This is a genomic window from Hydrogenophaga sp. UC242_50 (genome assembly GCF_042697355.1).
In the GTDB taxonomy this organism is placed as follows: Bacteria; Pseudomonadota; Gammaproteobacteria; order Burkholderiales; family Burkholderiaceae_C; genus Hydrogenophaga.
This window is the reverse complement of sequence record NZ_CP170553.1, coordinates 4,897,686-4,921,754: the sequence shown is the minus strand read 5'-3', so window position 1 is coordinate 4,921,754 and position 24,069 is coordinate 4,897,686. Positions and strand designations below refer to the sequence as shown.

16 protein-coding genes and 7 pseudogenes are annotated in these 24,069 nt (G+C 68.7%); 16 read left to right on the top strand and 7 right to left on the bottom strand.

Annotated features, from left to right (window positions below; all coding sequences use genetic code 11):
• Positions 1-16 precede the first annotated feature (16 nt).
• Positions 17-1,399 carry a sigma-54-dependent transcriptional regulator gene (locus ACFJGX_RS25085; RefSeq protein ID WP_382323425.1) on the bottom strand — a complete coding sequence of 461 codons (1,383 nt, stop codon included), beginning with the start codon at positions 1,397-1,399 and terminating at the stop codon, positions 17-19.
• Between the two features lie 422 nt (positions 1,400-1,821).
• Here ACFJGX_RS25085 and ACFJGX_RS25080 point away from each other — a divergent pair, with 422 nt between their 5' ends.
• The 10 genes and pseudogenes from ACFJGX_RS25080 (at position 1,822) to ACFJGX_RS25035 (ending at position 12,216) form a co-directional block, all read left to right on the top strand.
• Positions 1,822-2,055, top strand: coding sequence for a formate dehydrogenase (locus tag ACFJGX_RS25080; protein ID WP_382323426.1), 234 nt, complete (start codon positions 1,822-1,824; stop codon positions 2,053-2,055).
• 19 nt (positions 2,056-2,074) lie between these two features.
• A pseudogene (locus tag ACFJGX_RS25075) lies at positions 2,075-5,055 on the top strand (formate dehydrogenase subunit alpha).
• Positions 5,056-5,070: 15 nt separating this feature from the next.
• Positions 5,071-5,673: a formate dehydrogenase FDH3 subunit beta gene (gene fdh3B, locus ACFJGX_RS25070; RefSeq protein ID WP_291115509.1), complete on the top strand. Its 603-nt coding sequence runs from the start codon at positions 5,071-5,073 to the stop codon at positions 5,671-5,673.
• A complete protein-coding gene (locus ACFJGX_RS25065; RefSeq protein WP_291115507.1) occupies positions 5,670-5,924 on the top strand; it encodes a hypothetical protein in 255 nt (84 codons plus the stop codon). The genes fdh3B and ACFJGX_RS25065 overlap by 4 nt, the downstream gene beginning before the upstream one ends.
• A gap of 67 nt (positions 5,925-5,991) precedes the next feature.
• A pseudogene (locus tag ACFJGX_RS25060) lies at positions 5,992-7,171 on the top strand (formate dehydrogenase subunit gamma).
• 26 nt (positions 7,172-7,197) lie between these two features.
• Positions 7,198-7,584, top strand: coding sequence for a hypothetical protein (locus ACFJGX_RS25055; RefSeq protein ID WP_382323427.1), 387 nt, complete (start codon positions 7,198-7,200; stop codon positions 7,582-7,584).
• 70 nt (positions 7,585-7,654) lie between these two features.
• On the top strand, positions 7,655-8,518 hold the full coding sequence (locus ACFJGX_RS25050) for a formate dehydrogenase accessory sulfurtransferase FdhD (protein WP_382323428.1): 864 nt from the start codon (positions 7,655-7,657) through the stop codon (positions 8,516-8,518).
• A gap of 62 nt (positions 8,519-8,580) precedes the next feature.
• Positions 8,581-9,213: a uracil phosphoribosyltransferase gene (gene upp / locus ACFJGX_RS25045; protein WP_382323429.1), complete on the top strand. Its 633-nt coding sequence runs from the start codon at positions 8,581-8,583 to the stop codon at positions 9,211-9,213.
• Positions 9,214-9,247: 34 nt separating this feature from the next.
• Positions 9,248-11,791: an ABC transporter permease gene (locus ACFJGX_RS25040; protein ID WP_382327277.1), complete on the top strand. Its 2,544-nt coding sequence runs from the start codon at positions 9,248-9,250 to the stop codon at positions 11,789-11,791.
• Positions 11,792-11,799: 8 nt separating this feature from the next.
• Positions 11,800-12,216, top strand: a complete 417-nt coding sequence (locus tag ACFJGX_RS25035; protein WP_382323430.1) for a group II truncated hemoglobin — start codon at positions 11,800-11,802, stop codon at positions 12,214-12,216.
• A 4-nt stretch (positions 12,217-12,220) separates the two neighbouring features.
• Here ACFJGX_RS25035 and ACFJGX_RS25030 read toward each other — a convergent pair whose 3' ends face one another.
• Genes ACFJGX_RS25030 through radC form a run of 3 tightly spaced genes read right to left on the bottom strand, consistent with a single transcriptional unit; the run spans position 12,221 to position 14,036 of the window.
• Positions 12,221-12,619, bottom strand: coding sequence for a VOC family protein (locus tag ACFJGX_RS25030; RefSeq protein ID WP_382323431.1), 399 nt, complete (start codon positions 12,617-12,619; stop codon positions 12,221-12,223).
• A 42-nt stretch (positions 12,620-12,661) separates the two neighbouring features.
• Positions 12,662-13,297, bottom strand: a complete 636-nt coding sequence (locus ACFJGX_RS25025; RefSeq protein ID WP_382323432.1) for a Smr/MutS family protein — start codon at positions 13,295-13,297, stop codon at positions 12,662-12,664.
• Positions 13,298-13,343: 46 nt separating this feature from the next.
• The gene (radC, locus tag ACFJGX_RS25020; RefSeq protein WP_382161092.1) at positions 13,344-14,036 is read right to left on the bottom strand and encodes a DNA repair protein RadC; all 693 of its coding nucleotides are present in this window, start codon (positions 14,034-14,036) and stop codon (positions 13,344-13,346) included.
• Positions 14,037-14,135: 99 nt separating this feature from the next.
• Here radC and ACFJGX_RS25015 point away from each other — a divergent pair, with 99 nt between their 5' ends.
• The 4 genes and pseudogenes from ACFJGX_RS25015 to ACFJGX_RS25000 all read left to right on the top strand — a co-directional run bounded on the left by ACFJGX_RS25015 (position 14,136) and on the right by ACFJGX_RS25000 (position 17,567).
• On the top strand, positions 14,136-14,582 hold the full coding sequence (locus tag ACFJGX_RS25015) for a peptidylprolyl isomerase (RefSeq protein WP_382323433.1): 447 nt from the start codon (positions 14,136-14,138) through the stop codon (positions 14,580-14,582).
• Positions 14,582-15,552, top strand: a pseudogene (gene ispH, locus ACFJGX_RS25010) (4-hydroxy-3-methylbut-2-enyl diphosphate reductase). Before ACFJGX_RS25015 ends, ispH begins: the two are co-directional and overlap by 1 nt.
• A 46-nt stretch (positions 15,553-15,598) precedes the next feature.
• Positions 15,599-16,919 (top strand): annotated as a pseudogene (gene serS / locus ACFJGX_RS25005) (serine--tRNA ligase).
• Between the two features lie 96 nt (positions 16,920-17,015).
• Entirely contained in the window at positions 17,016-17,567 is a 552-nt protein-coding gene (locus ACFJGX_RS25000; RefSeq protein WP_382323435.1) for a dihydrofolate reductase family protein, read from the top strand.
• A gap of 20 nt (positions 17,568-17,587) precedes the next feature.
• Here the strand turns inward: ACFJGX_RS25000 and ACFJGX_RS24995 are convergent.
• Both ACFJGX_RS24995 and ACFJGX_RS24990 read right to left on the bottom strand, forming a co-directional pair.
• Positions 17,588-18,921, bottom strand: a pseudogene (locus ACFJGX_RS24995) (serine hydrolase domain-containing protein).
• A gap of 5 nt (positions 18,922-18,926) precedes the next feature.
• Positions 18,927-20,807, bottom strand: coding sequence for a PAS domain S-box protein (locus tag ACFJGX_RS24990; protein ID WP_382323436.1), 1,881 nt, complete (start codon positions 20,805-20,807; stop codon positions 18,927-18,929).
• Positions 20,808-21,101: 294 nt separating this feature from the next.
• On the opposite strand from ACFJGX_RS24990, the pseudogene ACFJGX_RS24985 reads away from it, so the two are divergent.
• Both ACFJGX_RS24985 and ACFJGX_RS24980 read left to right on the top strand, forming a co-directional pair.
• Positions 21,102-21,725: pseudogene (locus ACFJGX_RS24985) on the top strand (methyl-accepting chemotaxis protein); the annotation flags it as partial.
• A 297-nt stretch (positions 21,726-22,022) separates the two neighbouring features.
• Positions 22,023-23,049, top strand: a pseudogene (locus ACFJGX_RS24980) (methyl-accepting chemotaxis protein); the annotation flags it as partial.
• A 15-nt stretch (positions 23,050-23,064) separates the two neighbouring features.
• Here the strand turns inward: ACFJGX_RS24980 and ACFJGX_RS24975 are convergent.
• Positions 23,065-24,057, bottom strand: coding sequence for an ABC transporter substrate-binding protein (locus ACFJGX_RS24975; protein WP_382323439.1), 993 nt, complete (start codon positions 24,055-24,057; stop codon positions 23,065-23,067).
• Between the last annotated feature and the right edge of the window lie 12 nt (positions 24,058-24,069).

The window sequence follows — 24,069 nt, the reverse complement described above, 5'->3', positions numbered from 1 at the left end:
GCGCAGGGTGTCGGTGTCATGTCGCGCCCCATTCGGCCACGCGGCGTTCCAGTGTGCGGCGCGAGACGCCGAGCAATTGCGCCGCGCGCGTCTTGTCGCCCTGCACCGAATCGAGCACCGAGAGAATGTGCATCTTCTCCAGCGTGTGCAGATCGGTGGGCGCGGCGCTGCTGGCCTCGGGGCGGCGGGTCTGGCCCGGGTACAGCGCCGACACGTTGAGGCTGCCCAGGATCAGCGAGCGCTCGATCAGATTGCGCAGCTCGCGCACGTTGCCGGGCCAGTCGTACTGGCGCAGGAAGTCCATCTCGGGTTCGCTGATGACCAGGGGCTCCACGCCGAGCGAGGGCGCGAGCTGGGCGATGAAGTGCGCCACGAGTTCGGCGATGTCGTCCTTGTGCTCGCGCAGCGGCGGCAGCGTGAGGTCCACCACCTGCAGGCGGAAGTAGAGGTCCTTGCGGAAGCGGCCGGCCGCCACCTCCTCGCTGAGCTGGCGGTTGGTGGCGGCGACGATGCGCAGGTTCAGCGGCACCAGCTGTTCGCTGCCCACCGGGCGGATGTTGAGGTCTTCGATCGCGCGCAGCAGCGTGGCCTGGATGGACAGCGGCAGCTCGGCGATCTCGTCGAGGAACAGCGTGCCGCCCTGCGCGTAGTGGAACAGGCCGTCGCGCGCGCGCGTGGCGCCGCTGAACGCGCCCTTGGCGTGGCCGAACAGCTCGCTCTCGATCAGCTCGGGCGAGACCGCCGCGCAGTTGACCGGCACGAAGGGGCCGCCCGCGCGGCTGCTGAGCGCGTGCAGCTCGCGCGCCACCAGCTCCTTGCCGGTGCCCGACTCGCCCTGCAGCAGCACGGTGCTGTTGACCGGGGCCACGCGCGCGATCGACTCGCGCAGATGCTGCATGGCCGGCGAGGCACCGACCAGCGCCGCGCGCCCGGGCGCGCTGGTGACCACCGCGCGGCGCAGCACGAAGTTCTCGCGCCGCAGGCGCGAGCGCTCGTAGCAGTGCTTCACCGCGTTGAGGATCTGCGGCACGCGAAACGGTTTGAGGATGAAGTCCGACGCGCCCGCGCGCAGCGCTTCGATGGCGGTGTCCAGGTCGGCGAAGGCGGTGATCAGGATCACCTCGCCGGTGAAGCCCTGTTCGCGCAACTCCTTGAGCCAGACCACGCCGCTCTTGCCGGGCAGCGAGATGTCGAGGATCACCAGGTCCACGTGGTGGCCGCGCAGCCACTGCGCGCCGTCCTCGGCGCTGGAGGCGCTCATCACGAAGTGGCAGCGCGGTGCCAGCGTCTTGACGAGGAAGTTGAGCATGCCCTGTTCGTCGTCGACGATCAGGATCGACCAGTCGGGCCAACCCTCCAGGGTTCTTTCGGGCGAGGGGGGAAGAAAGGGGGTGTCCACCCCGAAGGATTCTACGGAGTAAGCCTACGAAATCACTGGGGTATTGGCGCATTTCCGACCCCGCGCGCGGGAGGGCGGTCGCGACAATTTGTCGCATCGACGATGGACAGTTTGACGGTCCACGCCAGCGCGTAATGGATTCGTTCCATGGGTTATCCCTAGGCCGTGAAGCGCATCGCCCCGCAACCCCCCGGGGTCCGTGCGAGGGGTGGTCCACGCCGGCACCATGGCACGGTTCTGGCTATGAATTCGGAAGCGCGGCAGCATGCTGCGCTGCGACATGCGGCGATGAGAACCGATCGCATTTCACGCGGAGGGCGCCCTTATGGATGGCTTGCATAGGGGGTGGGGGCCGGTTAGATTCGACGTATGCAAAAGGCCCGCATGTTGTGATGCGGGACCGAACCCCACAGGAGACATGCATGAACAAGTCCCCACGATCCACGCCCGAAGAAGGCCGTCCGAACCTCAAGCGCCGCACTCTGTTTGCGGGCGCGTCCACCGTGGGCGCGCTGGCCGCCGCGGCCACCCTGTTGCCCCGCGTCGCGCCTGAAGACGCGGCCGCCGTGGCCGAGCCCAAGCCGGCGCCCACCAAGGGCGGTGGTTACTCGCTGAGCGATCACGTCAAGCAGTACTACCAGACCACCCGCATCTGAGCGAACAGGAGCGCCTCCCATGTTGCTGACCAAAAAATCCCCGTCGGGTGCGCACGCTTCGCGCGCATCCTCTTCCACGTCCTCCGGCTTCGTGCACCGCCTGCAGCGTGGCCTGTCGACGGCCCTGCCCACCATGGACCGCCGCGCCTTCCTGCGCCGCTCGGGCCTGGGTGTGGGCGTCGGCCTGGCCGCGAGCCAGCTCACGCTGGTGAAGAAGGCCGAGGCCGCGTCGGGCGGCAAGTCCATCGACGGCACCGGCAAGATCGAGGTCAAGCGCACCGTCTGCACGCACTGCTCGGTGGGCTGCGCGGCCGATGCCATCGTGGAGAACGGCGTCTGGGTGCGCCAGGAACCGGTGTTCGACTCCCCCATCAACCTCGGTGCGCACTGCGCCAAGGGCGCATCGCTGCGCGAGCACGGCCACGGCGAGTACCGCCTGCGTTACCCGATGAAGCTGGTGAACGGCAAGTACCAGCGCATCAGCTGGGACACCGCGCTCAACGAGATCACCGCGAAGATGAAGGAACTGCGCGAGGCCAGCGGCCCCGACTCGGTGTACTTCATCGGCTCCTCCAAGCACAGCAACGAACAGGCGTACCTCATGCGCAAGTTTGTGAGCTTCTGGGGCACCAACAACTGCGACCACCAGGCGCGCATCTGCCACTCCACCACGGTGGCCGGCGTGGCGAACACCTGGGGTTATGGCGCCATGACCAACTCGTACAACGACATGCAGAACAGCAAGTGCGCGTTGTACATCGGCTCCAACGCCGCCGAGGCGCACCCGGTCTCCATGCTGCACATGCTGCACGCCAAGGAAACCGGCTGCAAGATGATCGTGGTGGATCCGCGCTTCACCCGCACCGCGGCCAAGGCCGACGAGTACGTGCGCATCCGCTCCGGCACCGACATCCCCTTCCTCTTCGGCGTGCTGTACCACGTCTTCAAGAACGGCTGGGAAGACAAGCAGTACATCAACGACCGCGTCTACGGCATGGAAGCCGTCAAGGCCGACGTGATGGCGAAGTGGACGCCGGCGGCCGTGGAAGAGGCCTGCGGCGTCAAGGAAGAGCAGATGTTCAAGGTTGCGCAAGATGCTGGCCGAAGCCAAGCCGGCCACCATCGTCTGGTGCATGGGCCAGACGCAGCACACCATCGGCAACGCCATGGTGCGCGCCTCGTGCATCCTGCAGCTGGCGCTGGGCAACGTGGGCAAGAGCGGTGGCGGCACCAACATCTTCCGCGGCCACGACAACGTGCAGGGCGCGACCGACGTCGGCCCCAACCCCGACTCGCTGCCCGGCTACTACGGCCTGGCCGCCGGCTCGTGGCGCCACTTCGCCAACGCCTGGGGCGTGGACTACGAGTGGATCAAGAAACAGTACGCCGACGGCACGATGGAGAAGCCCGGCATCACGGTCTCGCGCTGGATCGACGGCGTGCTCGAGAACAACGAGCTGATCGACCAGGGCCCGAACCTGCGCGGCGTGTTCTATTGGGGCCATGCGCCCAACTCGCAGACCCGCGGTCTGGAGATGAAGCGCGCGATGGACAAGCTGGACCTGCTGGTGGTGGTGGACCCGTACCCCTCGGCCACCGCCTCGATGGCTGCCATGCCCGGCAAGCCCGAGGACCTCAACCCCAACCGCGCGGTGTACCTGCTGCCGGCGGCCACGCAGTTCGAGACCAGCGGTTCCTGCACCGCGTCCAACCGCTCGCTGCAGTGGCGCGAGAAGGTCATCGACCCGCTGTGGGAGAGCCGCAGCGACCACATGATCATGCACCAGTTCGCTGAAAAACTCGGCTTCGCCACCGAGCTCAGCAAGAACTACAAGATGCAGAAGATCAAAGGCCTGGACGAGCCCATGCCCGAAGACATCCTGCGCGAGATCAACAAGTCGGTCTGGACCATCGGCTACACCGGCCAGAGCCCGGAGCGCCTCAAGGCCCACATGCGCAACATGAACGCCTTTGACGTGAAGACGCTCAAAGCCAAGGGCAAGGTGGTGGACAAGGAAACCGGCTACGACATGACCGGCGACTACTTCGGCCTGCCCTGGCCCTGCTACGGCACGCCGCAGATCAAGCACCCCGGCTCACCCAACCTGTACGACACCTCCAAGCACGTGATGGAAGGCGGCGGCAACTTCCGCGCCAACTTCGGCGTGGAGCGCGAGGGCAAGTCCCTGCTGGCCGAAGACGGTTCCTACTCGGTCGGTTCGGAGATCACCACCGGCTATCCCGAGTTCGACCACGTGCTGCTCAAGAAGCTGGGCTGGTGGGCCGACCTCAGCGAAGCCGAGCAGAAGGCCGCCGAAGGCAAGAACTGGAAGACCGACCCGACCGGCGCCATCATCCGCGTTGGCAGTGGCCCACGGCTGCCACCCGTTCGGCAACGCCAAGGCGCGCGCCGTGGTGTGGAACTTCCCCGACGCCGTGCCGCAGCACCGCGAGCCGATCTACGGCACGCGCCCGGACCTGATCGCCAAGTACCCGACCCACGACGACCGCAAGACCGTCTGGCGCCTGCCCATCCTCTACAAGTCGCTCCAGCAGAAAAACGTGGACGACAAGATGCACGAGAAATTCCCGCTCATCATGACCTCGGGCCGCCTGGTCGAGTACGAGGGCGGTGGCGAGGAAACGCGGTCCAACCCCTGGCTGGCCGAACTGCAGCAGGAGATGTTCGTCGAGATCAACCCGAAGGCGGCGGCCGAGCGTGGTGTGCGCAACGGCGAGCGCGTGTGGGTCAACACCCCGACCGGCGCGCGCCTGAACGTGCAGGCGCTGGTGACCGAGCGCGTGGGACCCGACACGGTGTGGCTGCCGTTCCACTTCTCGGGCCGCTGGCAGGGCGTGGACATGAAGCCCTACTACCCCGACGGCGCCTTCCCCGTGGTGCGCGGCGAGGCCGTCAACACCGGCACGACCTACGGTTACGACATCGTCACGATGATGCAGGAAACCAAGACCACGATCTGCAACGTCGAAAAAGCATAAGACCAGGAGCACCACATGGCACGAATGAAATTCATCTGTGACGCCGAACGCTGCATCGAATGCAACGGCTGCGTCACCGCCTGCAAGAACGAGCACGAGGTGCCCTGGGGCGTGAACCGCCGCCGCGTGGTCACGCTCAACGACGGCATTCCGGGCGAGAAGTCGATCTCGGTGGCCTGCATGCACTGCAGCGACGCGCCCTGCATGGCGGTCTGCCCGGTCAACTGCTTCTACCGCACCGACGAGGGCGTGGTGCTGCACGACAAGGACGTCTGCATCGGCTGCGGCTACTGCTCCTACGCCTGCCCGTTCGGCGCGCCGCAGTTCCCTTCGCAGGGCACCTTCGGCGTGCGCGGCAAGATGGACAAGTGCACCTTCTGCGCCGGCGGCCCCGAGGCCCACGGCAGCCAGAGCGAGTTCGAGAAGTACGGCCGCAACCGCCTGGCCGAAGGCAAGCTGCCGGCCTGCGCCGAGATGTGCTCGACCAAGGCCCTGCTCGCCGGTGACGGCGACGTGGTGGCCGACATCTTCCGCAACCGCGTGCTGCAACGCGGCAAGGGCGCCGAAGTCTGGGGCTGGGGCACCGCCTACGGCACCGCACAAGGGACCAAGTCATGATGCGCCGCTTCGCACTCACCACCACCGTGGCCGCCGCCTTGCTCGCGCTCACCGCCTGCGGCGAGAAACCGCAGGAAATGAACGCGGCCGGCGTCAAGCAGGACAGCGCGCCGTACCAGGGCGTGGGCAGCAGCCAGTACGCCAACACCAACTGGAAGGCGGGCGACAAGACCAGCTGGGAACAGCAGCTCAAGACGCGCGCGCAGTACGGCCAGAACGACTACACCCGCATGGGCGGCAACAAACCCTGAGGCCCCCACCATGTACAGCCTCCTGACTCAAGGCCTGCGCCACCTGGCGTCGCCCAAGGTGTGGTGCATGGCGCTGCTGACGCTGAGCGCGGCCTGGGCCAATGCCCAGACGCTCAAGGTGGAGCCACCGCAGGAAGACCCGGCGCCCGCCGGCGCGGCCGCACCGGCCAGTGGCGCAGATGGGTGGCATCAAGGGCGCCAACATCTTCGAGATCGCACCCGACGCGAACAAGGACCCGAAGTACCCGGAGCAGACCAACGCCGAACGCGGCAAGGTGCAGCCCGGCAACAACGCGCCGATGTGGCGCGACGTGGGCAAGGGCGTGACCGGCTATTCCAGCCTGCCGTATCCCGAGGCCGGCAACCTGATCCAGCCGTTCGTGAACTACCCCGGCGCGCGCCTGACCAACGCGGGCGAAGCCTGGCGGCAGGTGCGCAACCAGTGGATCATTCCCTACGGCGGCTCGGTGCTGCTCATCGTCGCGGTCGCCATCGCGCTGTTCTATTTCGCCAAGGGCGCGATCCCCGTGCACGGTCAGCCCACCGGCCGCGTGATCGAGCGCTTCACCTACTTCGAGCGCGCCGCGCACTGGGTCAACGCCATCGCCTTCGTGGCGCTGGCGGTCTCCGGCATCATCATGGCCTTCGGCAAGTTCTTCCTGCTGCCCATCATCGGCAGCACGCTGTTCGGCTGGCTGACCTACGCGCTGAAGAACCTGCACAACTTCGCCGGGCCGCTGTTCGCGGTGTCGCTGGTGGTTGTGATCCTCACCTTCATCAAGGACAACCTGCCGGCCAAGGAAGACATCACCTGGCTGCTCAAGGGCGGTGGCCTGTTCAGCGGCCAGGAAGTGCCTTCGCACCGCTTCAACGCGGGCGAGAAGGTGGTGTTCTGGGCCGGCGTGTTCTTCTTCGGCCTGATCGTGGTGGGCTCGGGCCTGTTCCTGGACAAATTGCTGCCCTCGGTGGACTACACGCGCGGCAACATGCAGATCGCGCACATGATCCACGCCAGTGCCGCGGTGCTGATGATGGCGCTGTTCATGGGCCACATCTACCTGGGCACGATCGGCATGAAGGGCGCCTACAAGGCCATGAAGACCGGCTACGTGGACGAGACCTGGGCCAAAGAACACCACGAACTCTGGTACGACGACATCAAGGCCGGCAAGATCCCCGCGCAACGCACGGCGGGCCCGGTGGACGCGGCCAGCGCGGCCGAGGCCTCGCGCGCCGTCAAGGCTTGAACACAACGAGACAACGAGGACCACCCATGAAACGCAGCCTCCTGTGCCTGACCCTGCTGCTGGCCGCCACGGCCCACGCCAAGCTGCCCGCGCCCCCGCCACCGACGGAAGAAGCCAAGGCCAAGGCCGCCGAAGCGGCGGCCAAGACGGCCTGGGCCGCCAAGGTCGATGGCTACAAGCTGTGTGCCTACATGGACAAGGCCGCCGCCAACTACTTCAAGACCGCCGCGGCCACCGGCAAGAGCGTGCCCCCGGCGACGGCCAATGCCCCGGCCTGCACCGACCCGGGTCCCTTCGCCTACACCGCCCCGAAACCGATCGAGGCCGCGGGTGCCCACTCACCGGCGGAAACCGCCAAGGGCCCACCGAGCACGAACACCCCCGCCGCGGTGACCACGCCGGCCAAGAAATAAACCGCTTTCCCTGTCTTGCCATGGGCCGCACCCTCGGGTGGCGGCCCTTTTCATGCGGTAGTCTTCGCCCATGCCCCTGTTGCCCCAACTGACCCAGGCGCGCGCGCCGCTGACCCGTGAAGTCGAGGTCATGAACGAGCACGGCGCGCGCGAGACCATCTCCATCCCCGCCGAGCGCGACCTCACGGTCTACGTGGACAAGCGCGAGCTGGTCACGCTCATGACGCTGGGCGCGCAGCCCGAGTGGCTGGTGCTGGGCTACCTGCTCAACCAGCGGCTCATCGCTTCGGTGGAGGAGGTCGAATCCATCACCGTGGACTGGGACGTGAACGCCGCGTCGGTCAAGACCCGGCACGGCATCGACCGCATCGAGGAGCGCACCTCCAAGCGCGTGGTCACCACCGGCTGCGGCCAGGGCAGCGTGTTCGGCAACCTCATGGACGAGATCGACAGCATCCGGCTGCCCGACGAGGCCGGGCTGACGCAGTCGCAGCTCTACGCCATCGTCAACGCGATCCGGCTCAAGGAGAGCACCTACAAGTCGGCCGGCTCGGTGCACGCCTGCGCGCTGTTTCACGGGCAGGAGCTGCAGCTGTTCGTGGAAGACGTGGGCCGCCACAACGCGGTGGACACGATCGCGGGCTGGATGGCGCTGCAATCGGACGCGCCCACGGGCGAGAAGATCTTCTATACCACTGGCCGCCTCACCAGCGAGATGGTGATCAAGTCGGCCCAGATGGGCGTGGCGGTGGTGGTCTCGCGCAGCGGCATCACGCAGATGGGGCTGGACGTGGCCTTGCGCGTGGGCCTGTGCGCCATCGGCCGCGCCACCAACCAGCGCTTCCTGTGTTACGCCAACCCCCAGCGCCTGGTGCTGGACGCGGTGCCGCCGGCCGCGCCCGTGGCCCGTGAGCGCGCCGCCCCCGCGTCCTGAAGCGGCGGCGCCCGCGCGTTCGGGCATAAACTCGGATCACCCCCCTCCGAGAGACCCCTCCCATGAGCCGAGACGTCCACGTCATTGACCACCCCCTGGTGCAGCACAAGCTCACCCTCATGCGCCGCAAGGACACCAGCACCAAGAGCTTCCGCGAACTCGTGCACGAGCTCAGCGCCCTGCTGGCCTACGAGATCACGCGCGACATGCCGATGCAGGAGATCGAGATCGAGACCCCGCTGGAGAAGATGACCTCGCGCGTCATCGACGGCAAGAAGGTGGTTCTGGCCTCCATCCTGCGCGCGGGCAACGGTTTCCTGGACGGCATGCTGCAGGTGATCCCGGGCGCGCGCGTCGGCCACATCGGCCTGTACCGCGACCCCGCCACCCTCAAGGCGGTGGAGTACTACTTCAAGATGCCGCACGACATGCACGAACGCGACGTGATCGTGCTCGACCCCATGCTCGCCACCGGCAACTCCGCCGTGAGCGCGGTGGACCGGCTCAAGAAGACGAACCCGCGCTCGATCCGCTTCGTCTGTCTGGTGACCTGCCCCGAAGGCCTCAAGACCTTCCACGACGCCCACCCCGACGTGCCGGTCTACACCCCCGCCGTGGACCGCGGGCTGAACGAACACGGTTACATCGTCCCGGGTCTGGGCGACGCGGGCGACCGAATCTTTGGGACGAAGTGAACCAGTCGGGCCGCGCGCGCTCGAACCCCGCACCATGACACCGCCCACCCCCTCCTTGCCCATCCGCTTCTGGACCCTGGGCTGGTCCTCCCTGGTCCGCGACTGGCGCGCCGGCGAACTGCGCCTGCTGATGCTCGCCGTCACCCTCGCGGTGGCCGCGCTCACGGCGGTGGGTTTCTTCGCCGACCGCTTGCAGGGCGGCCTCACGCGTGACGCCAGCGCGCTGCTCGGCGGCGACGCGGTGATCAGCAGCGACCACGTGCCGCCGCCCTCGTTCGAGGCCCGGGCGCGCGAACTGGGCCTGAGCACCACGCAGACGCTGGGCTTTCCCACCATGGGCCGCGCGCGCGAAGAAGAAGGCGGTGCCGCGCGCCTGGTGGCGCTCAAGGCCGTGGGTGAGGGCTACCCGCTGCGCGGCAGCCTGCGCGTGGCCGAGGCCCAGGGCGGGCCCGACAGCGCCACCCGCGAGATTCCCGCCCCCGGCACCGTGTGGGTGGACGAAGCCCTGCTGGTCGCGCTCGACCTGAAGATGGGCCACACGCTGCTGCTGGGCGACTCGGCGCTCACCATCGCGCGCCTCATCACGGTCGAACCCGATCGGGGCGCCGGCTTCATGAGCTTCGCGCCGCGCGTCATGCTCAACGCGGCCGACCTGCCCGCCACCGGCCTGGTGCAGCCCGCCAGCCGCCTGACCTACCGCCTGGCCGTGATCGGCAACGAGGCTCGCGTGGCCGATTTCAGCCACTGGGCCACGAAGGCCATGGAGCAGCCCGACGTGCGCGGCATGCGGCTGGAGTCGCTCGAAGGCGGCCGGCCCGAGATGCAGCAGACGCTGGGGCGCGCCGAAAAATTCCTCAACCTCGTGGCCCTGCTGGCCGCGCTGCTGTGCGCCGTGGCCGTGGCGATCGCCGCGCGCGGCTTCGCCCAGCGCCACCTGGACGACTGCGCCATGCTGCGCGTGCTCGGCCTGTCGCAGGGCACCATGGCGCGCGCCTACACGCTCGAATTCGCGCTCATCGGCCTGTTCGCCAGCGCCCTGGGCGTGGCGATCGGCTACGCGGTGCACCACGCCTTCGTGCTGCTGCTGGCCGGGCTGGTCGAAGCCAGCCTGCCCGCGCCCAGCATCGCGCCGGTGCTGCTCGGCCTGGGCATGGGCCTCACGCTCATGATGGCCTTTGGCCTGCCGCCAGTGCTGCAGCTGGCCCAGGTGCCGCCGCTGCGCGTGATCCGCCGCGACGTGGGCCAGCTCAAGCCCGCCACCCTGGCCGTGCTGGGCCTGGGCGTGGCCGGTTTTGCCGCGCTGCTGCTCGCGGCCAGCCGCGACCTGCTGCTCGGCGCCATCGCCGTGGGCGGCTTCGCGGGCGCGGTGCTGCTGTTCGCCGCCGCCAGCTACGCGGCGGTGCGCGTGCTGCGCGCCAGCGTGAACGAAGCCACCGCGCCGCGCGCGCTCGTCATCGCCACGCGCCAGCTCTCGGCGCGCCCGGCCTATGCCGTGGTGCAGATCAGCGCGCTCGCCGTCGGCCTGCTGGCCCTGGTGCTGCTGGTGCTGCTGCGCACCGACCTCATCTCCAGCTGGCGCAACGCCACGCCGCCCGACGCGCCCAACCGCTTCGTCATCAACGTGCAGCCCGACCAGGGCGAGGCGTTCCAGCAGGCGCTGCGGCAGGCCGGGGTGCAGCGCTACGACTGGTACCCCATGATCCGGGGCCGGCTGGTCACCATCAACGGCAAGGCCGTGGTGCCCGAAGACTTCACCGAAGACCGCGCGCAGCGCCTGGTGGACCGCGAGTTCAACCTCTCCAACTCCGCCACCGTGCCTGAGCACAACCCCGTGATCGCCGGCCGCTGGACCGACAACGAGCCCGATGCGCTGAGCGTGGAAGAAGGCCTGGCCGAAGAACTCGGCCTCAAGCTCGGCGACCGCCTGGGCTTCGACATCGCGGGTCAGGTGACCGAAGGCCGCATCACCAGCCTGCGCAAGGTGGACTGGGGCTCGATGCGGGTGAACTTCTTCGTGGTGTTCCCGGTGGCCCAGGTGCCCGACGTGCCGCTGAGCTACATCAGCGCGTTCCGCGCGCCCGAGCCCACGAACGGTTTCGACAACGGGCTGGTGCGCCAGTTTCCCAACATCACCAACGTCGACATGAGCCAGACCATCGCCCAGGTGCAGCGCGTGCTGGGCCAGGTCATCAGCGCGGTGGAATTCCTGTTCGCCTTCACGCTCGCGGCCGGTCTGGTGGTGCTGCTCTCGGCCGTCACGGCCACACGCGGCGAGCGCGAGCGCGAGTTCGCCATCCTGCGCGCCGTGGGCGCGGGCTCGAAGCTGCTGCGCCAGGTGCAGCGCATCGAGCTGCTCGGCGTGGGCCTGCTGGCGGGCTTCCTGGCCTCGGCCGTGGCGGTCGCGGTGGGCTGGGCGCTGGCGCGCTTCGTGTTCCAGTTCTCGTGGACGGCTTCGCCCTGGGTGCCGCTGGGCGGCGCCGTCGCGGGCGCCTTGCTGGCGCTGCTGGCGGGCTGGTGGGGGCTGCGCAGCGTGCTGCGCACGCCGGTGGTGGAAACCTTGCGCAAGGCAGCAGTCTGAACAACGGCATGAGCGATCTGATTCAACCCCAGGAACCCACGCAGCACGCCACGCCCTTCGACTGGATCGGCGGCGAGGGCCAGGTGCGCGCACTCGTCGACCGCTTCTACGACCTCATGGACATCGAGCCGCGCTACCGCGAACTGCGCGCCGCGCACGGCAACTCGCTGGACAGCGCGCGCCAGAAACTGTTCTGGTTCCTCTGCGGCTGGCTCGGCGGCCCGCAGCACTACACCGAGCAGTTCGGCCACCCGCGGCTGCGCATGCGGCACATGCCGTTCGCCATCGGCATCATCGAGCGCGACCAGTGGCTGGCCTGCATGGACCAGGCCATGGGCGAGACCGGCGTGGACGCGCCGCTGCGCGAGCGGCTCAAGACCAGCTTCTTCCAGACCGCGGACTGGATGCGCAACTCGCCGGGCTAGCGTCTCAACCCGCGGCGGCCAGCTGCGGGATGTCCTCGTGCAGGCACAGGTAGTTGCCTTCGGTGTCCTTGAACCACGCGGCCTTCTCGGCGCCGAGCACGCACACGTGGTCCACGGTCTTGAAGTCCGGGAAGTCGTAGTCCTCGAACACCACGCCGGCCTGCTTCAGCTTCGCGATGGTGGCCGCGATGTCCGCCACCTGGAAGCTGATCGCCGTGTGCTCGGCCTTGGTGCCTTCGGGCTTGGGGAACAGCGCCAGGGTGCTGCCGCCCACCCGGTACACGAATTTGCCATCCGGTCGGGAGCCGCCGGGCACCAGCCCGAGCCCTCCTTCGTAGAACTTGCGGGCCCGCGCCATGTCGACGACGGGGAGCATGGTGGTCACTGCAGCGTTGGCCAGCATATGCGGTCCTTTCCAACAGCGGGCATGCAGTATGGACCTGCGTCAGCCCGAGCGCAACAGCACCACCAGCGCGCCGGCGCCGCCCTCGGCCGGGCGCGCCTGCACGAAGGCGATCACCTCCTTCTTCTGCACCAGCCAGCGCAGCACGCGGTTCTTCAGCACCGGGGTGCGCCCGGGCGAGCCCAGGCCCTTGCCGTGCACCACGCGCACGCAGCGCAGGCCGGCCAGGTGGGCCTCGCGGATGAAGCGGCCCAGGGCCTCGCGGGCTTCGTCGGTGCGCAGGCCATGCAGGTCGATCTGGCGCTGGATGCTCCAGCGGCCCTCGCGCAGCTTGCGCACGATCTCCGGCCCCAGGCCCGGGCGGCGGTAGCTCAGCAGCTCGTCGGTGTGCAGCAGGGTCTCGACGTCGAACTCGTCCGACAGCGCCTCGCGCATCACCGAGGCTTCGTCGCGCTGGCGCTGCAGGGGCACCGGGTCCACCGGCACCGGGCGCGGCTCGATGCAGCCCCGATGGGGCATGCGTTGCACCGGGCCCACCGCGAGCTCGAACAGCCGGTGTTCGCGCTCGCGGCGCAGCGCGGCCAGCCGCTCGGCCTCGCGCCGCTGGGCCTCGGCCGCCGCGCGTTCGGCCATGGCCCGCTTGAACGCCTTCAACTCGGCCAGCGTGTGGACTTTCATGGCCGGAATTGTCGCCCGGCCAGACCGCCGCTGCCCGGCGCGGGGTTTACATCAGGCCCTCCTGGGCCATGGAAACGGCGTGCTCCCGCGTGACCACGAAATGGTCCAGCACGCGCACATCCACCAGGGCCAGGGCGGTGAGCACGGTGCGGGTCAGTTCGATGTCGGCCAGCGAGGGCTCGGCGTTGCCGCTGGGGTGGTTGTGCGCCAGCACCACGGCCGAGGCGTGGTGGTGCAGGGCGCGCACCACGATCTCGCGCGGGTACACGGTCGCCTGGGAGAGCGTGCCCCGGAACATGTCTTCCATCGCGATCAGGCGGTTCTGACTGTCCAGGAACATCACGGCGAACACTTCATGGGGCCGTGCGCCCAGCTGCAGCTGAAGGTATTCCCGCGCGGCCTTGGGGCTCTCGAAGACGGGTCGTTTCTCCAGCTTCTCGGTCAGCGCGCGGCGCGCAATCTCCAGCACCGCGACCACTTCCGCGCGTTTGGCGGGTCCCAGCCCCTTGATCTGCTTGAGGGAGTCGGCCCCGGCGTCCAGCAGACCTCTGATGCCGCCAAAACGGCTCAGCAGTTCATGGGCCAGCTGCAGCACGTCCTTGCCGGTGATGCCGGTGCGCAGCAGCAGGGCGAGCAACTCGACATCGCTCAGCGCGGTGGGGCCTCGGGCGAGCAGTTTTTCGCGGGGGCGTGATTCCCGCGGCCAGTGCTTGACGCCATTGATTGACAGGCCATTCATGGGCGGTCCTTCCTGATTGGGTGGGGTTTTTACAATAGGGGCTGTGTCGGCCCCCAGCCGCCTTTTTCGCATACTTTTTACTGACATACTCCCCCACCTATGCCCCAAGTCCAAGAAGGCTCCTTCCTGACCCTGCACTACCGCATGTCCGGGCCGCAGGGACAGGTGATCATTGACACCTTCGAAGGCAAGCCCGCCACGCTCAGCCTGGGCGCGGGCGAACTCTCGCCCGCGATCGAGCAGCGCCTGATCGGGCTGGAGGAGGGCACGCGCACGGTGATCGAACTGGCCGAGGGCGAGGCCTTCGGCGAGCGCCAGCCGGACATGGTGCAGTGGGTGGCGCGCAAGCTGCTCAACGAGCTGGGCGATCCGCACGAGCAGTACGCCGCGGGCGACGTGGTGCAGTTCCCCACGCCCGACGGCCTGGGCAGCTACGCCGGCGCGGCCGTCCAGGTGCGCGAGGACGGCGCGGTGCTGTTCGATTTCAACCACCCGCTGGCGGGCCAGCCGGTGCGCTTCGAAGTGCAACTGATCGGGGTGCTGTGATGGGCGATTCACCCGAAATCATCATGGCCGAGCCGCGCGGCTTCTGCGCCGGGGTGGACCGCGCGATCGAGATCGTCGAGCGCGCGCTGGTCAAGTTCGGCCGGCCGATCTACGTGCGCCACGAGATCGTGCACAACACCTACGTGGTCAACGACCTCAAGTCCAAGGGCGCGATCTTCATCGAGGAACTCTCCGATGTGCCGCCCGGTGCCACGCTGGTGTTCTCGGCGCACGGCGTGAGCAAGGCGATCCAGGAGGAAGCCCGGCAGCGCGGCTTCCAGATCTTCGACGCCACCTGCCCCCTGGTGACCAAGGTGCACGTGGAGGTCGCGAGCTGCACCGCGAGGGCTACGAGTTCATCATGATCGGCCACAAGGGCCACCCCGAGGTGGAAGGCACCATGGGCCAGCTCGACAGCGGCATCCACCTGGTGGAAGACGTGGCCGACGTGGCCCGCGCCGCACCCGCGCAGACCGAGAAGCTCGCCGTGGTCACGCAGACCACGCTGTCGGTGGACGACGCGGCGGAGATCCTCGACGCCGTGAAGGCGCGCTTTCCCAGCGTGCGCGAACCCAAGCAGCAGGACATCTGCTACGCCACGCAGAACCGGCAGGACGCGGTCAAGCTGCTGAGCCCGCAGGTGGACATCGTGATCGTGGTGGGCAGCCCCACCAGCTCCAACAGCAACCGCCTGCGCGAGCTGGCGGTGAAGCTGGGCACGCCCAGCCACATGGTGGACAGCGCCGACGAGATCCAGGCCGAGTGGTTCGAAGGCAAAAGCCGCGTGGGCCTGACGGCGGGGGCCTCGGCGCCCGAGATCCTGGTGCGCCAGGTGATCGAGCGCATCAAGGCGCTGGGCGCGATCTCGGTGCGCACGATGGACGGCCTGACCGAGACCATCAAGTTCCCGCTGCCCAAGGGCCTGAAGATCGACGGCGAAGACACCAAGCCGCTGGAACACCTGCGCTGAGGCGCGCCCGCCGCGCCCGGCCGCGGCGCAAAACTACAATCGCCGCATGCTAGACATCGTTCAACTGAGAAAAGACCTCGACGGGGTCGTGGCGCGCCTGCAGACCCGCAAGCAGCCCCAGCCCTACCTGGATGTGCCCGCCTACCAGGCGCTGGAGTCCGAGCGCAAGGCGCTGCAGACGCGCACCGAGGACTTGCAGAGCCAGCGCAACACGCTGTCCAAGCAGATCGGCATGCTCAAGGGCAAGGGCCAGCACGCCGAGGCCGACGCGGCCATGGCCCAGGTGGCAGCGTTCAAGGCCGAGCTGGAAGCCTCGGCCGCGCGGCTGGAGGTGATCCAGGCCGAGCTGCAGAACCTGCTGCTGGCCGTGCCCAACCTGCCGCATGAGAGCGTGCCGGTGGGCGAGGACGAAAACGGCAACGTGGAGCTGCGCCGCTGGGGCACGCCGCGCGCGTTCGACTTCGAGCTGCGCGACCACGTCGACATCGGCGAAAAACTCGGGCTGGACTTCGAGACCGGCACCAAGCTCGCGGGCTCGCGCTTCACCTTCATGCGCGGCCCCATCGCCCGCCTGCACCGCGCGCTCGCGCAGTTCATGCTGGACGTGCAGACGCAGGAGCACGGCTACACCGAGTGCTACACGCCCTACATCGTCAACGCCGAGACCCTGCTGGGCACCGGGCAGCTGCCCAAGTTCGAGGGCGACATGTTCGCCGTGAAGAAGGGTGGCGCAGGAAGGCGAGGAAGTGCCGGACACGCAGGCGCTCTACCTCATCTCCACCAGTGAAATCACGCTGACCAACACCGTGCGCGACACGGTGCTGGCCGAAGCCGAGCTGCCGATCCGCCTGACCGCGCACACGCCGTGCTTCCGCTCCGAAGCCGGCAGCGCCGGGCGCGACACGCGCGGCATGATCCGCCAGCACCAGTTCGACAAGGTCGAGATGGTGCAGATCGTGCACCCCGAGAAGAGCTACGAGGCGCTGGACGCGATGACCGGCCACGCCGAGGCCGTGCTGCAGAAGCTGGGCCTGCCCTACCGCGTGATCGTGCTGTGCACCGGCGATATGGGCTTCGGCTCGACCCGCACGCACGACCTGGAGGTGTGGGTGCCCGCGCAGGGCACTTACCGCGAGATCAGCTCGGTCTCCAATTGCGAAGCCTTCCAGGCGCGGCGCCTGCAGGCGCGCTTCAAGAACGCGCAGGGCAAGAACGAACTCGTGCACACGCTCAACGGCTCGGGCCTGGCGGTGGGCCGCACGCTGGTGGCGGTGCTGGAAAACTTCCAGAACGCCGACGGCAGCGTGACCGTGCCCGAGGTGCTGCGGCCTTACCTGGGCGGTCTGGAGCGGCTCACGCCGCAGTGACCAGACACCCGGCGGGCGCTGCCGCTCCCCGGGATGTCGAAAGCGCCCTGGCCCATTCGTCGTGAGGGTGGGGCGCCCATGTTGGCGGCGGCCCCTTTGCACCAGAAAGGAAACGCCATCGCCAAGCTCGTGTTCGGCATGAACCAGTCCCTCGACGGCTACGTCGACCACACGGGTTTCGCGCCCGGCCCCGTGCTCTTTCGCCATTTCATCGAGCAGGCCCAGGGGCAGACGGGGAGCGTCTATGGTCGCGTGATGTACGAGATCATGCGCTACTGGGACGACGAGCATCCGGAATGGGACGCCGAGGAACGCGCCTTCGCGGCGGCGTGGCGCCGGCAGCCGAAGTGGGTGGTCTCGCGCACCCTGAAGTCGGTCGGTCCCAACGCCACGCTGGTGGGGGATGACCTCGAGGGCGCGATCCGCGCGCTGAAGGCCGGGCACGACGGCGAGATCGAGGTGGCCGGCCCGAACCTGGCGAAGCGCCTCACCGAGCTGGGCCTGATCGACGAGTACCGGATCTACCTGCACCCCGTGGTGCTGGGCCAGGGCCAGCCCTATTTCGCCGGACCCCGGCCGCCGCTGCGGCTGGTGAGCCACGAGCCGATGGGCGAGGACGTGCTTCGGTTGACCTACGTGCCGGCCTGAGTTCGTGAGGGTGGTCGGCGTCAGCGCGGCTGGCGCATGAGGTGCCGCGCCACCGCGTCGAAGGCCGGCAGCGTGGTCGGGTCATTGGCGGCATTGCTCGCCACCGGGTGCGAGGCGAGCGCACGATCACCACGCCGGCCTGCGGGTTCACGTAGATGCGCTGGCCGTGCACGCCGCGCGCCATGAAGGCGCTGTCGGGCTGGTGGGTGACCCACCACATGTTGCGGTAGCTCCAGCCGGGCAGCAGGCTGTAGCCGGCCTGGGCGAAGGCCTCGCGGCTGCCGCCGCGCCGGATGTCGTCCACCACGGCCTTGGGGATGATCTGCTGGCCGTTGAAGCGGCCGTTCTGGCGCAGCATCTCGCCAAACCGCGCGAGGTCGCGCAGGCCGGTGTTGAGGCCGCCGCCGGCGAAGGGGGTGCCGGTGGCGTCCACCGTCAGGTAGGCGTCCTGCTCCGCGCCCAGCCGGCTCCAGATGCGCTCGGACAGCAGTTCGGCCACGTTGCGCCCGGTGACGCGCGCGATGACCCAGCCCAGGGCATCGGAGTTGACGGTCTTGTAGCCGAAGGCCGCGCCGTGCCGGCCTTCGGGCAGCACGGTCTGCAAGTACTCGTAATAGCTGCGCGGGCCGGTGTAGTCCTTCGGCTTGGGCAGCGGGTTGCCGGCTTGCGAGAAGGCCCAGACTTCCGCGTTGGGGTCGGCATAGTCTTCGCTGTACTTGAGGCCCGTGGTCATGTCGAGCACCTGCCGCACGGTGGCGTTGCCGAAGGCCGAGCGCGCCAGCTCGGGCACGTAGTCCGCGACCCGCTTGTCCGCGTCCAGCCGGCCTTCGGCCACCAGCATCGCGCCCAGCGTGCCGGTGACGGATTTGGTCACCGACATGGCGCCGTGCTGCCCCTGCGCGTTCAGCACCCCGAAGTAGCGCTCGTAGACGACGCGGCCCTGGTGCAGCACCAAGATGCCGTCGGTGTAGTTGGCGGCCAGCGATTCGGCCCAGCTCATCGTGGCCGCGCCGCCCAGGGGGGTGAAGCGCACGGCGTCGATGTCCTGTCGCAGCGCGCGCGGCAGCGGCGTGGGCGCGCCCACACCGCGGGAGACGTTCACCGTGGGCATGAGCTGGCGGAAGTTCGACACGCTCCAGCGCATCGCGGGAAACTGGAAGTAGCTCCCGTCGTCGAAGCGCAGTTGCCGCTCCGGTGGGGGCGGGGAGCCCACCATCCAGCCCAGCCTGGCGGGGTCGCTGGCCGCGGCGTCCAGTGGCGCGGTCTGGGCGGCGGCGGTGTGGGCCACGCCCAGCGCGAGCGCGAACAGAAGGAGGGAGGATGTCATGGCGGTCCTTTGCGAACAAGGGGCCATGAAGGTTAACTCCCCAGCTGGGCGCGGGTTAGCAGGTCTTTCAGGTCGGACAGCTTGACCGGCTTCTGAAGGCGCGCGTCAAAGCCGTCGAAGTCGGCGCGGCCGGCTTTTTCGTCTTCGCTGCCGTAACCCGTGACGGCGGCGGCGAAGAGGGTGTCGCCACCGGGCAGGTCGCGCAGTTCCTGCAGGACCTGCGCGCCGTTCTTGTCCGGCATGCCAATGTCGAGGAAGGCCACGCGCGGGCCGTCCTGGCGGGCGGCTTCGAGCGCGGCCTTGCCATCGTAGGCGGTGCGCACGCGAAAACCCAGCATGCGCAGGAGGTCGGCGAGGCTGTCGGCGGCGTCCCGGTTGTCGTCCACGACCAGGAGCCAGGGGGTTTCCGGCTGGCTCGCTGTCGCGTCCACGAAGGCGCCGGGCAGTTCGAAGTGAAAGACGCTGCCCTGGCCCAGGCCGGGGCTGGTGGCGGCGATCGTGCCGCCATGCATCTCCACGATCGAGCGCGCCAGCGCCAGCCCGATGCCCAGGCCGGACTGCCGCGACGCGGCAATGCCATCGCCCTGGGAGAACAGCGCGAAGATGTCGTGGATGGCCGTGGCCGAGATGCCCTCGCCGTTGTCGGCCACCTCCACCCGCAGGCGGGTGCCGTTCACGCGGGCGCTCAGCTTGATGGTGCCGCCGATGGGCGTGAACTTGGAGGCGTTGCCCAGCAGGTTCTGCAGCACCTGGGCGAGTCGGATTTCATCGGCGTTCACCCAGAGGTTGGCGGCCGGGATGTCGACGTCGAAGGCCTGGGCCCGGGCGTCCATCGCGGGCCGCGCCACCTCGATGGCCCGGGTCGCGATCTGGTTGAAGGACACGCGCTCGGGCTTGACGCGGATCTTGCCGCTGGTCAGGCGCCCGGCGTCCAGCAGGTCGTCGATCAGCCGCGTGAGGTGGGTCAACTGCCGGTCGATCATGTCGCGGCTGGTGCGCAGCGTGGGGCTGGGCGAGCCCTCCAGCTGCAGGATCGACACCGCGTTGCGGATGGGCGCGAGCGGGTTGCGCAGCTCGTGGGCCAGCATGGCGAGGAACTCGTTCATGCGCTTCAGAGAATGCTCCAGCTCGCGCAGCTTGCTGCGCTCGCTCATGTCGCGCGTGACCTTGGCGAAGCCGAGCAGGGAACCGTCCGCGCTGTGGATGGGCGTGACGATGATGTTGGCCCAGAAGGTCGAACCGTCCTTGCGCACGCGCCAGCCTTCGTCTTCGGTCCGGCCGTGGGCCAGGGCTTCCTTGAGTTCCCGGACGGGCAGGCCCGCCTGAACGTCCTCCTGCCGGAAGAACATGCCGTAGTGCTTGCCGATCACCTCGCTGGCCGCGTAGCCCTTGATGTCCTCGGCCCCGCCGTTCCAGCTCTGGATGATGCCGTCGGGGTCGAGCATGTAGATGGCGTAGTCGCGCACACCCTCGATCAGCAGGCGGAAGCGCTCCTCGCTTTGCCGAAGGGCTTCTTCGTGGGCGCGCCGTTCGGTGAGGTCGCGCGTGACCTTGCCGAAGCCGGTGAGCGTGCCGTGGGCATCGCGCATCGCGGTGATGACCACGTTGGCCCAGAACGGCGTGCCGTCCTTGCGGACGCGCCAGCCTTCTTCCTCGTACTTGCCGACCGCCGCGGCCTGCCGCAGCTCGTGGTCGGGCCATTGCCGTGCGCGTGCCGACTCCGGGTAGAACATCGAGAAGTGCCGGCCGATCACCTCGTCGGCGCGGTAGCCCTTGATGCGTTCGGCCCCCGCGTTCCACGACATCACGTGGCCCGCCGGGTCGAGCATGAAGATGCCGTAGTCCTGGACGGCCTCCACCAGCAGCTGGAAGCGGTCGGCGGTGGACGGTTCGCGCGTGTCGGGGTCAGTCACTGAAGTGCGCTCCAGGGGATGGGAGGGTGGGCGGCGGCGGCCCCCAGTCTACGCCGCGACGGTGGCGCGGCTGTGTGGGTTGGCGCACGGACCCCGCGAGGGGGAATTGCCCCGGCTTTCCCCGTCTGTTCGCGGTCTTGCGGATTCGCCGGCGTGGGAAATTCACCGTCCTGACAGGTCGCCTGGCTTCGCCCGCCTTCGGGCAGCGCCAGGCATTCACTTCCACTGGACGAAGAAAGAAGAAGCCGCGTGTCTCATCCCCACTCCCTTTCCACGAGTTCCCCTCTCGCCACCATGAGCCTGCGCACCAAGCTGCTGCTGCTGGTCATCGGGGTGGTGCTGGTCGGATTTGCCGTCACCGTGATTTCGCTGACCCGCCAGGCCGGCCAGCTGCAGGAAAGCACCGCCCTCATGTACGCCGAGGAGCTGGCGAGCCGCAACGCGGCGCAGGTGGAGTCCGAGCTCAACGCCACCATGACGGCGGCGCGCACGCTGGCCCAGGCGCTGGGCGGCCTGAAGGCCACCGGGCAGGCCGACCGCATCGAGGCCGATGCGCTGATCCGCAACGTGCTGGAGGGTTCGCCCCATTTCCTGGGAGTCTGGGTGGCCTGGGAGCCCAACGCGTTCGACGGCCGCGACGCCGAGTACGTGGACAAGCCGGGCCACGATGCCACGGGCCGCTACATCCCCTACTGGAACCGGGGCGCCGGCGCTCCTGTGGTGGAGCCGCTGGTGGACTACGACAAACCCGGTCCGGGCGACTATTTCCAGCTGCCCAAGCGCACCGGCAAGGAAACGCTGATCGAGCCCTACAAGTACACGGTCGCGGGCAAGGAAATCCTGATCGCGACCACCTCTGTGCCCATCGTGGTCAACGGCCAGTTCGTGGGCGTGGCGGGCATCGACCTGCCGCTGTCCAGCCTGCAGGAGAAGGTGCAGGCGATCCGCATCTACGACACCGGCTACGCCAGCCTGTTGTCCAACGGCGCCCTGTACGTCGGCGACCGCGACCCCGCCCATGTGGGGCAGGCGCTGACCAAGCCGGCCGAACTGGCCGCCCTGCGCGCCGCGCTGAGCGAGAACCGGCCGCAGCGCGTGCGCTACCTGCACGAGGGACTGAACACCGAGGTGACCAGCGTCTACGTGCCGATCCGCGTGGGACGGGACAACTCGTCCTGGGCCTTCGCGGCCACCGTGCCGCAGGACCGCATCCTCGCCGAGGTGCGCCAGCTCAACGTCACCGCGGCCTTGCTGGGCGCGGTGTCGATCGTGGTGGTGTCGCTGGGCCTGCTCTGGGCCCTGCAGCGCCTCGTGCTGCGCCCGCTGGGCGGTGAACCGGCCGAAGCGGTGGCGGTGAGTGCGCGCGTGGCCCGGGGCGACCTGGGGCAGCCGGTGCCGGTGCGGACCGGGGACACCCAGAGCCTGATGGCCCAGCTGGCGATCATGCAGAAGGACCTGGCCAGCGTGGTCGGCCGCGTGCGGCGCGGCGCCGAGGCCGTTGCGCACGGCCAGCGCGGAGATTTCCCAAGGCAACCAGGACCTGTCCAGCCGCACCGAGAACCAGGCCAGCGCGCTGGAGGAAACGGCGGCCTCCATGGAGCAGCTGGGCACCGCCGTGGGCCAGAACTCGGGCCATGCGCGCGAGGCCGACCAGCTCGCGCGCTCGGCCACCACGCTGGCCGAGCAGGGCGGGGCGGCCGTGCAGCGCGTGGTGGACACCATGCAGGACATCGATGCCGGTTCGCGCAAGATCGCCGACATCATCGGCGTCATCGACGGCATCGCGTTCCAGACCAACATCCTGGCGCTCAATGCGGCCGTCGAGGCGGCGCGCGCCGGTGAACAGGGCCGGGGCTTCGCGGTCGTGGCCGGCGAGGTGCGCAGCCTCGCCACGCGCTCGGCTCAGGCCGCGCGCGAGATCAAGGCCTTGATCGGCACCAGCGTGGAGAGCGTGGGCAACGGCACGGTGCTCGTGAACGAGGCCGGCCAGACCATGCAGGAGCTGATTGCCTCGATCCAGAAGGTCTCGCGCCTCATGTCGGACATCAGCACCGCCAGCGGCGAACAGAGCGCGGGCGTGAGCCAGGTCGGCGAAGCGGTGGTGCAGCTGGACCAGACCACGCAGCAGAACGCCGCGCTGGTGGAGGAAATGTCCGCCGCCGCCAGCAGCCTGCGCCAGCAGGCGGACGAGCTGGTGAAGACGGTGTCGGTGTTCCAGCTCGGGACGACCAGCGCCGGCTGAGCCCCGCGGCCGTGCTCACGGCAGCGCGGTCTCGTCGTAGATCCTGCGCAGTGCGAGGGCGTCGGCCTGGATGATCCCTTGTTCGATGTAGTGGCGGCGCATCTTCTCGATGGTGGGCACCCGGATCCGTCCGGAGGGGTTCTCGAACGAGACGGTGGCCAGCAGCCGCTCCGCCGTGGCCGCATCGACGTTGAAGCGTTGCATCAGGCGCTGGCGGTTCTTCTCCGGGCTGGCCTGTGCCACATCACGCGCCCCTTCCAGCAGCGCGGCGACCGCGCGCTGGATCAGGGCCGGATCGCGCTGCAGCGTGCCGCGCTTGGCAAGGATCACGTAGGGATCCCAGTCACGGCCCAGGAAGCTCGAGAGTTTCACCACGCTGCCGAGCCGCCTGTCCTTGTCGATCAGGGCGGCCGCGTGTTCGGTGGTCACCCAGATGTCGGCCTGCCGCTGGTTGAGGGCCTGGTAGTTCTGCGGCAGTCCCCCGGTCGGGACGAAGTTCACCTCGTTCGGTGCCACCCCCAATGACTTGAGGAAGAGGTCGGCGTAGAGCTTGTCCGTGCCCGACATCTGGGTCACGGCGATGCGCTTGCCGCGGATGTCGGCCGCCTGGATGGGCCGCTCGGACAAGGACCACATGTGCCACTCGGCGTGCAGGCCCAGGTCGGCGACGACCACGAAGTCCACGCCTTTGCTCATGTAGTTGATGGCCGCGCCCAGGCCGTACAGGCGGACGTCGGAATGGTTTTCTTCTTCGGGGTTCCAGGTGCGGCGGTCCCCGCCGCCCAAGGGCGGCGGCGTCGTGGGCTGCAGCCCCTGCTTCTGCCACAGCCCCTGCTCGCGGGTGACCATCTCCACCAGGGCGGTGGAGGGCACGGTGCCGACGCCTGGGGCGAAGGTCAGGGGTTGAAGGGGCTGCTGGGCGGCGGCGGGTTGCGCGAGCGCCGTGCAGGCGGCCACGGCCAGCAGGACCCGGGCCAGGCGCTTGGGGAGGCGGGAAAGGGCCGGCATGGGGTCTCCTCG

What these genes read in the sequence shown, in the direction of transcription:
- ACFJGX_RS25080 (WP_382323426.1), top strand. Translation starts at nt 1,822, where the DNA reads ATGAACAAGTCCCCACGATCCACGCCCGAAGAAGGCCGTCCGAACCTC.
- fdh3B (WP_291115509.1), top strand. Translation starts at nt 5,071, where the DNA reads ATGGCACGAATGAAATTCATCTGTGACGCCGAACGCTGCATCGAATGC.
- ACFJGX_RS25065 (WP_291115507.1), top strand. Translation starts at nt 5,670, where the DNA reads ATGATGCGCCGCTTCGCACTCACCACCACCGTGGCCGCCGCCTTGCTC.
- ACFJGX_RS25055 (WP_382323427.1), top strand. Translation starts at nt 7,198, where the DNA reads ATGAAACGCAGCCTCCTGTGCCTGACCCTGCTGCTGGCCGCCACGGCC.
- ACFJGX_RS25050 (WP_382323428.1), top strand. Translation starts at nt 7,655, where the DNA reads ATGCCCCTGTTGCCCCAACTGACCCAGGCGCGCGCGCCGCTGACCCGT.
- upp (WP_382323429.1), top strand. Translation starts at nt 8,581, where the DNA reads ATGAGCCGAGACGTCCACGTCATTGACCACCCCCTGGTGCAGCACAAG.
- ACFJGX_RS25040 (WP_382327277.1), top strand. Translation starts at nt 9,248, where the DNA reads ATGACACCGCCCACCCCCTCCTTGCCCATCCGCTTCTGGACCCTGGGC.
- ACFJGX_RS25035 (WP_382323430.1), top strand. Translation starts at nt 11,800, where the DNA reads ATGAGCGATCTGATTCAACCCCAGGAACCCACGCAGCACGCCACGCCC.
- ACFJGX_RS25030 (WP_382323431.1), bottom strand. Translation starts at nt 12,619, where the DNA reads ATGCTGGCCAACGCTGCAGTGACCACCATGCTCCCCGTCGTCGACATG.
- ACFJGX_RS25025 (WP_382323432.1), bottom strand. Translation starts at nt 13,297, where the DNA reads ATGAAAGTCCACACGCTGGCCGAGTTGAAGGCGTTCAAGCGGGCCATG.
- radC (WP_382161092.1), bottom strand. Translation starts at nt 14,036, where the DNA reads ATGAATGGCCTGTCAATCAATGGCGTCAAGCACTGGCCGCGGGAATCA.
- ACFJGX_RS25015 (WP_382323433.1), top strand. Translation starts at nt 14,136, where the DNA reads ATGCCCCAAGTCCAAGAAGGCTCCTTCCTGACCCTGCACTACCGCATG.
- ACFJGX_RS24975 (WP_382323439.1), bottom strand. Translation starts at nt 24,057, where the DNA reads ATGCCGGCCCTTTCCCGCCTCCCCAAGCGCCTGGCCCGGGTCCTGCTG.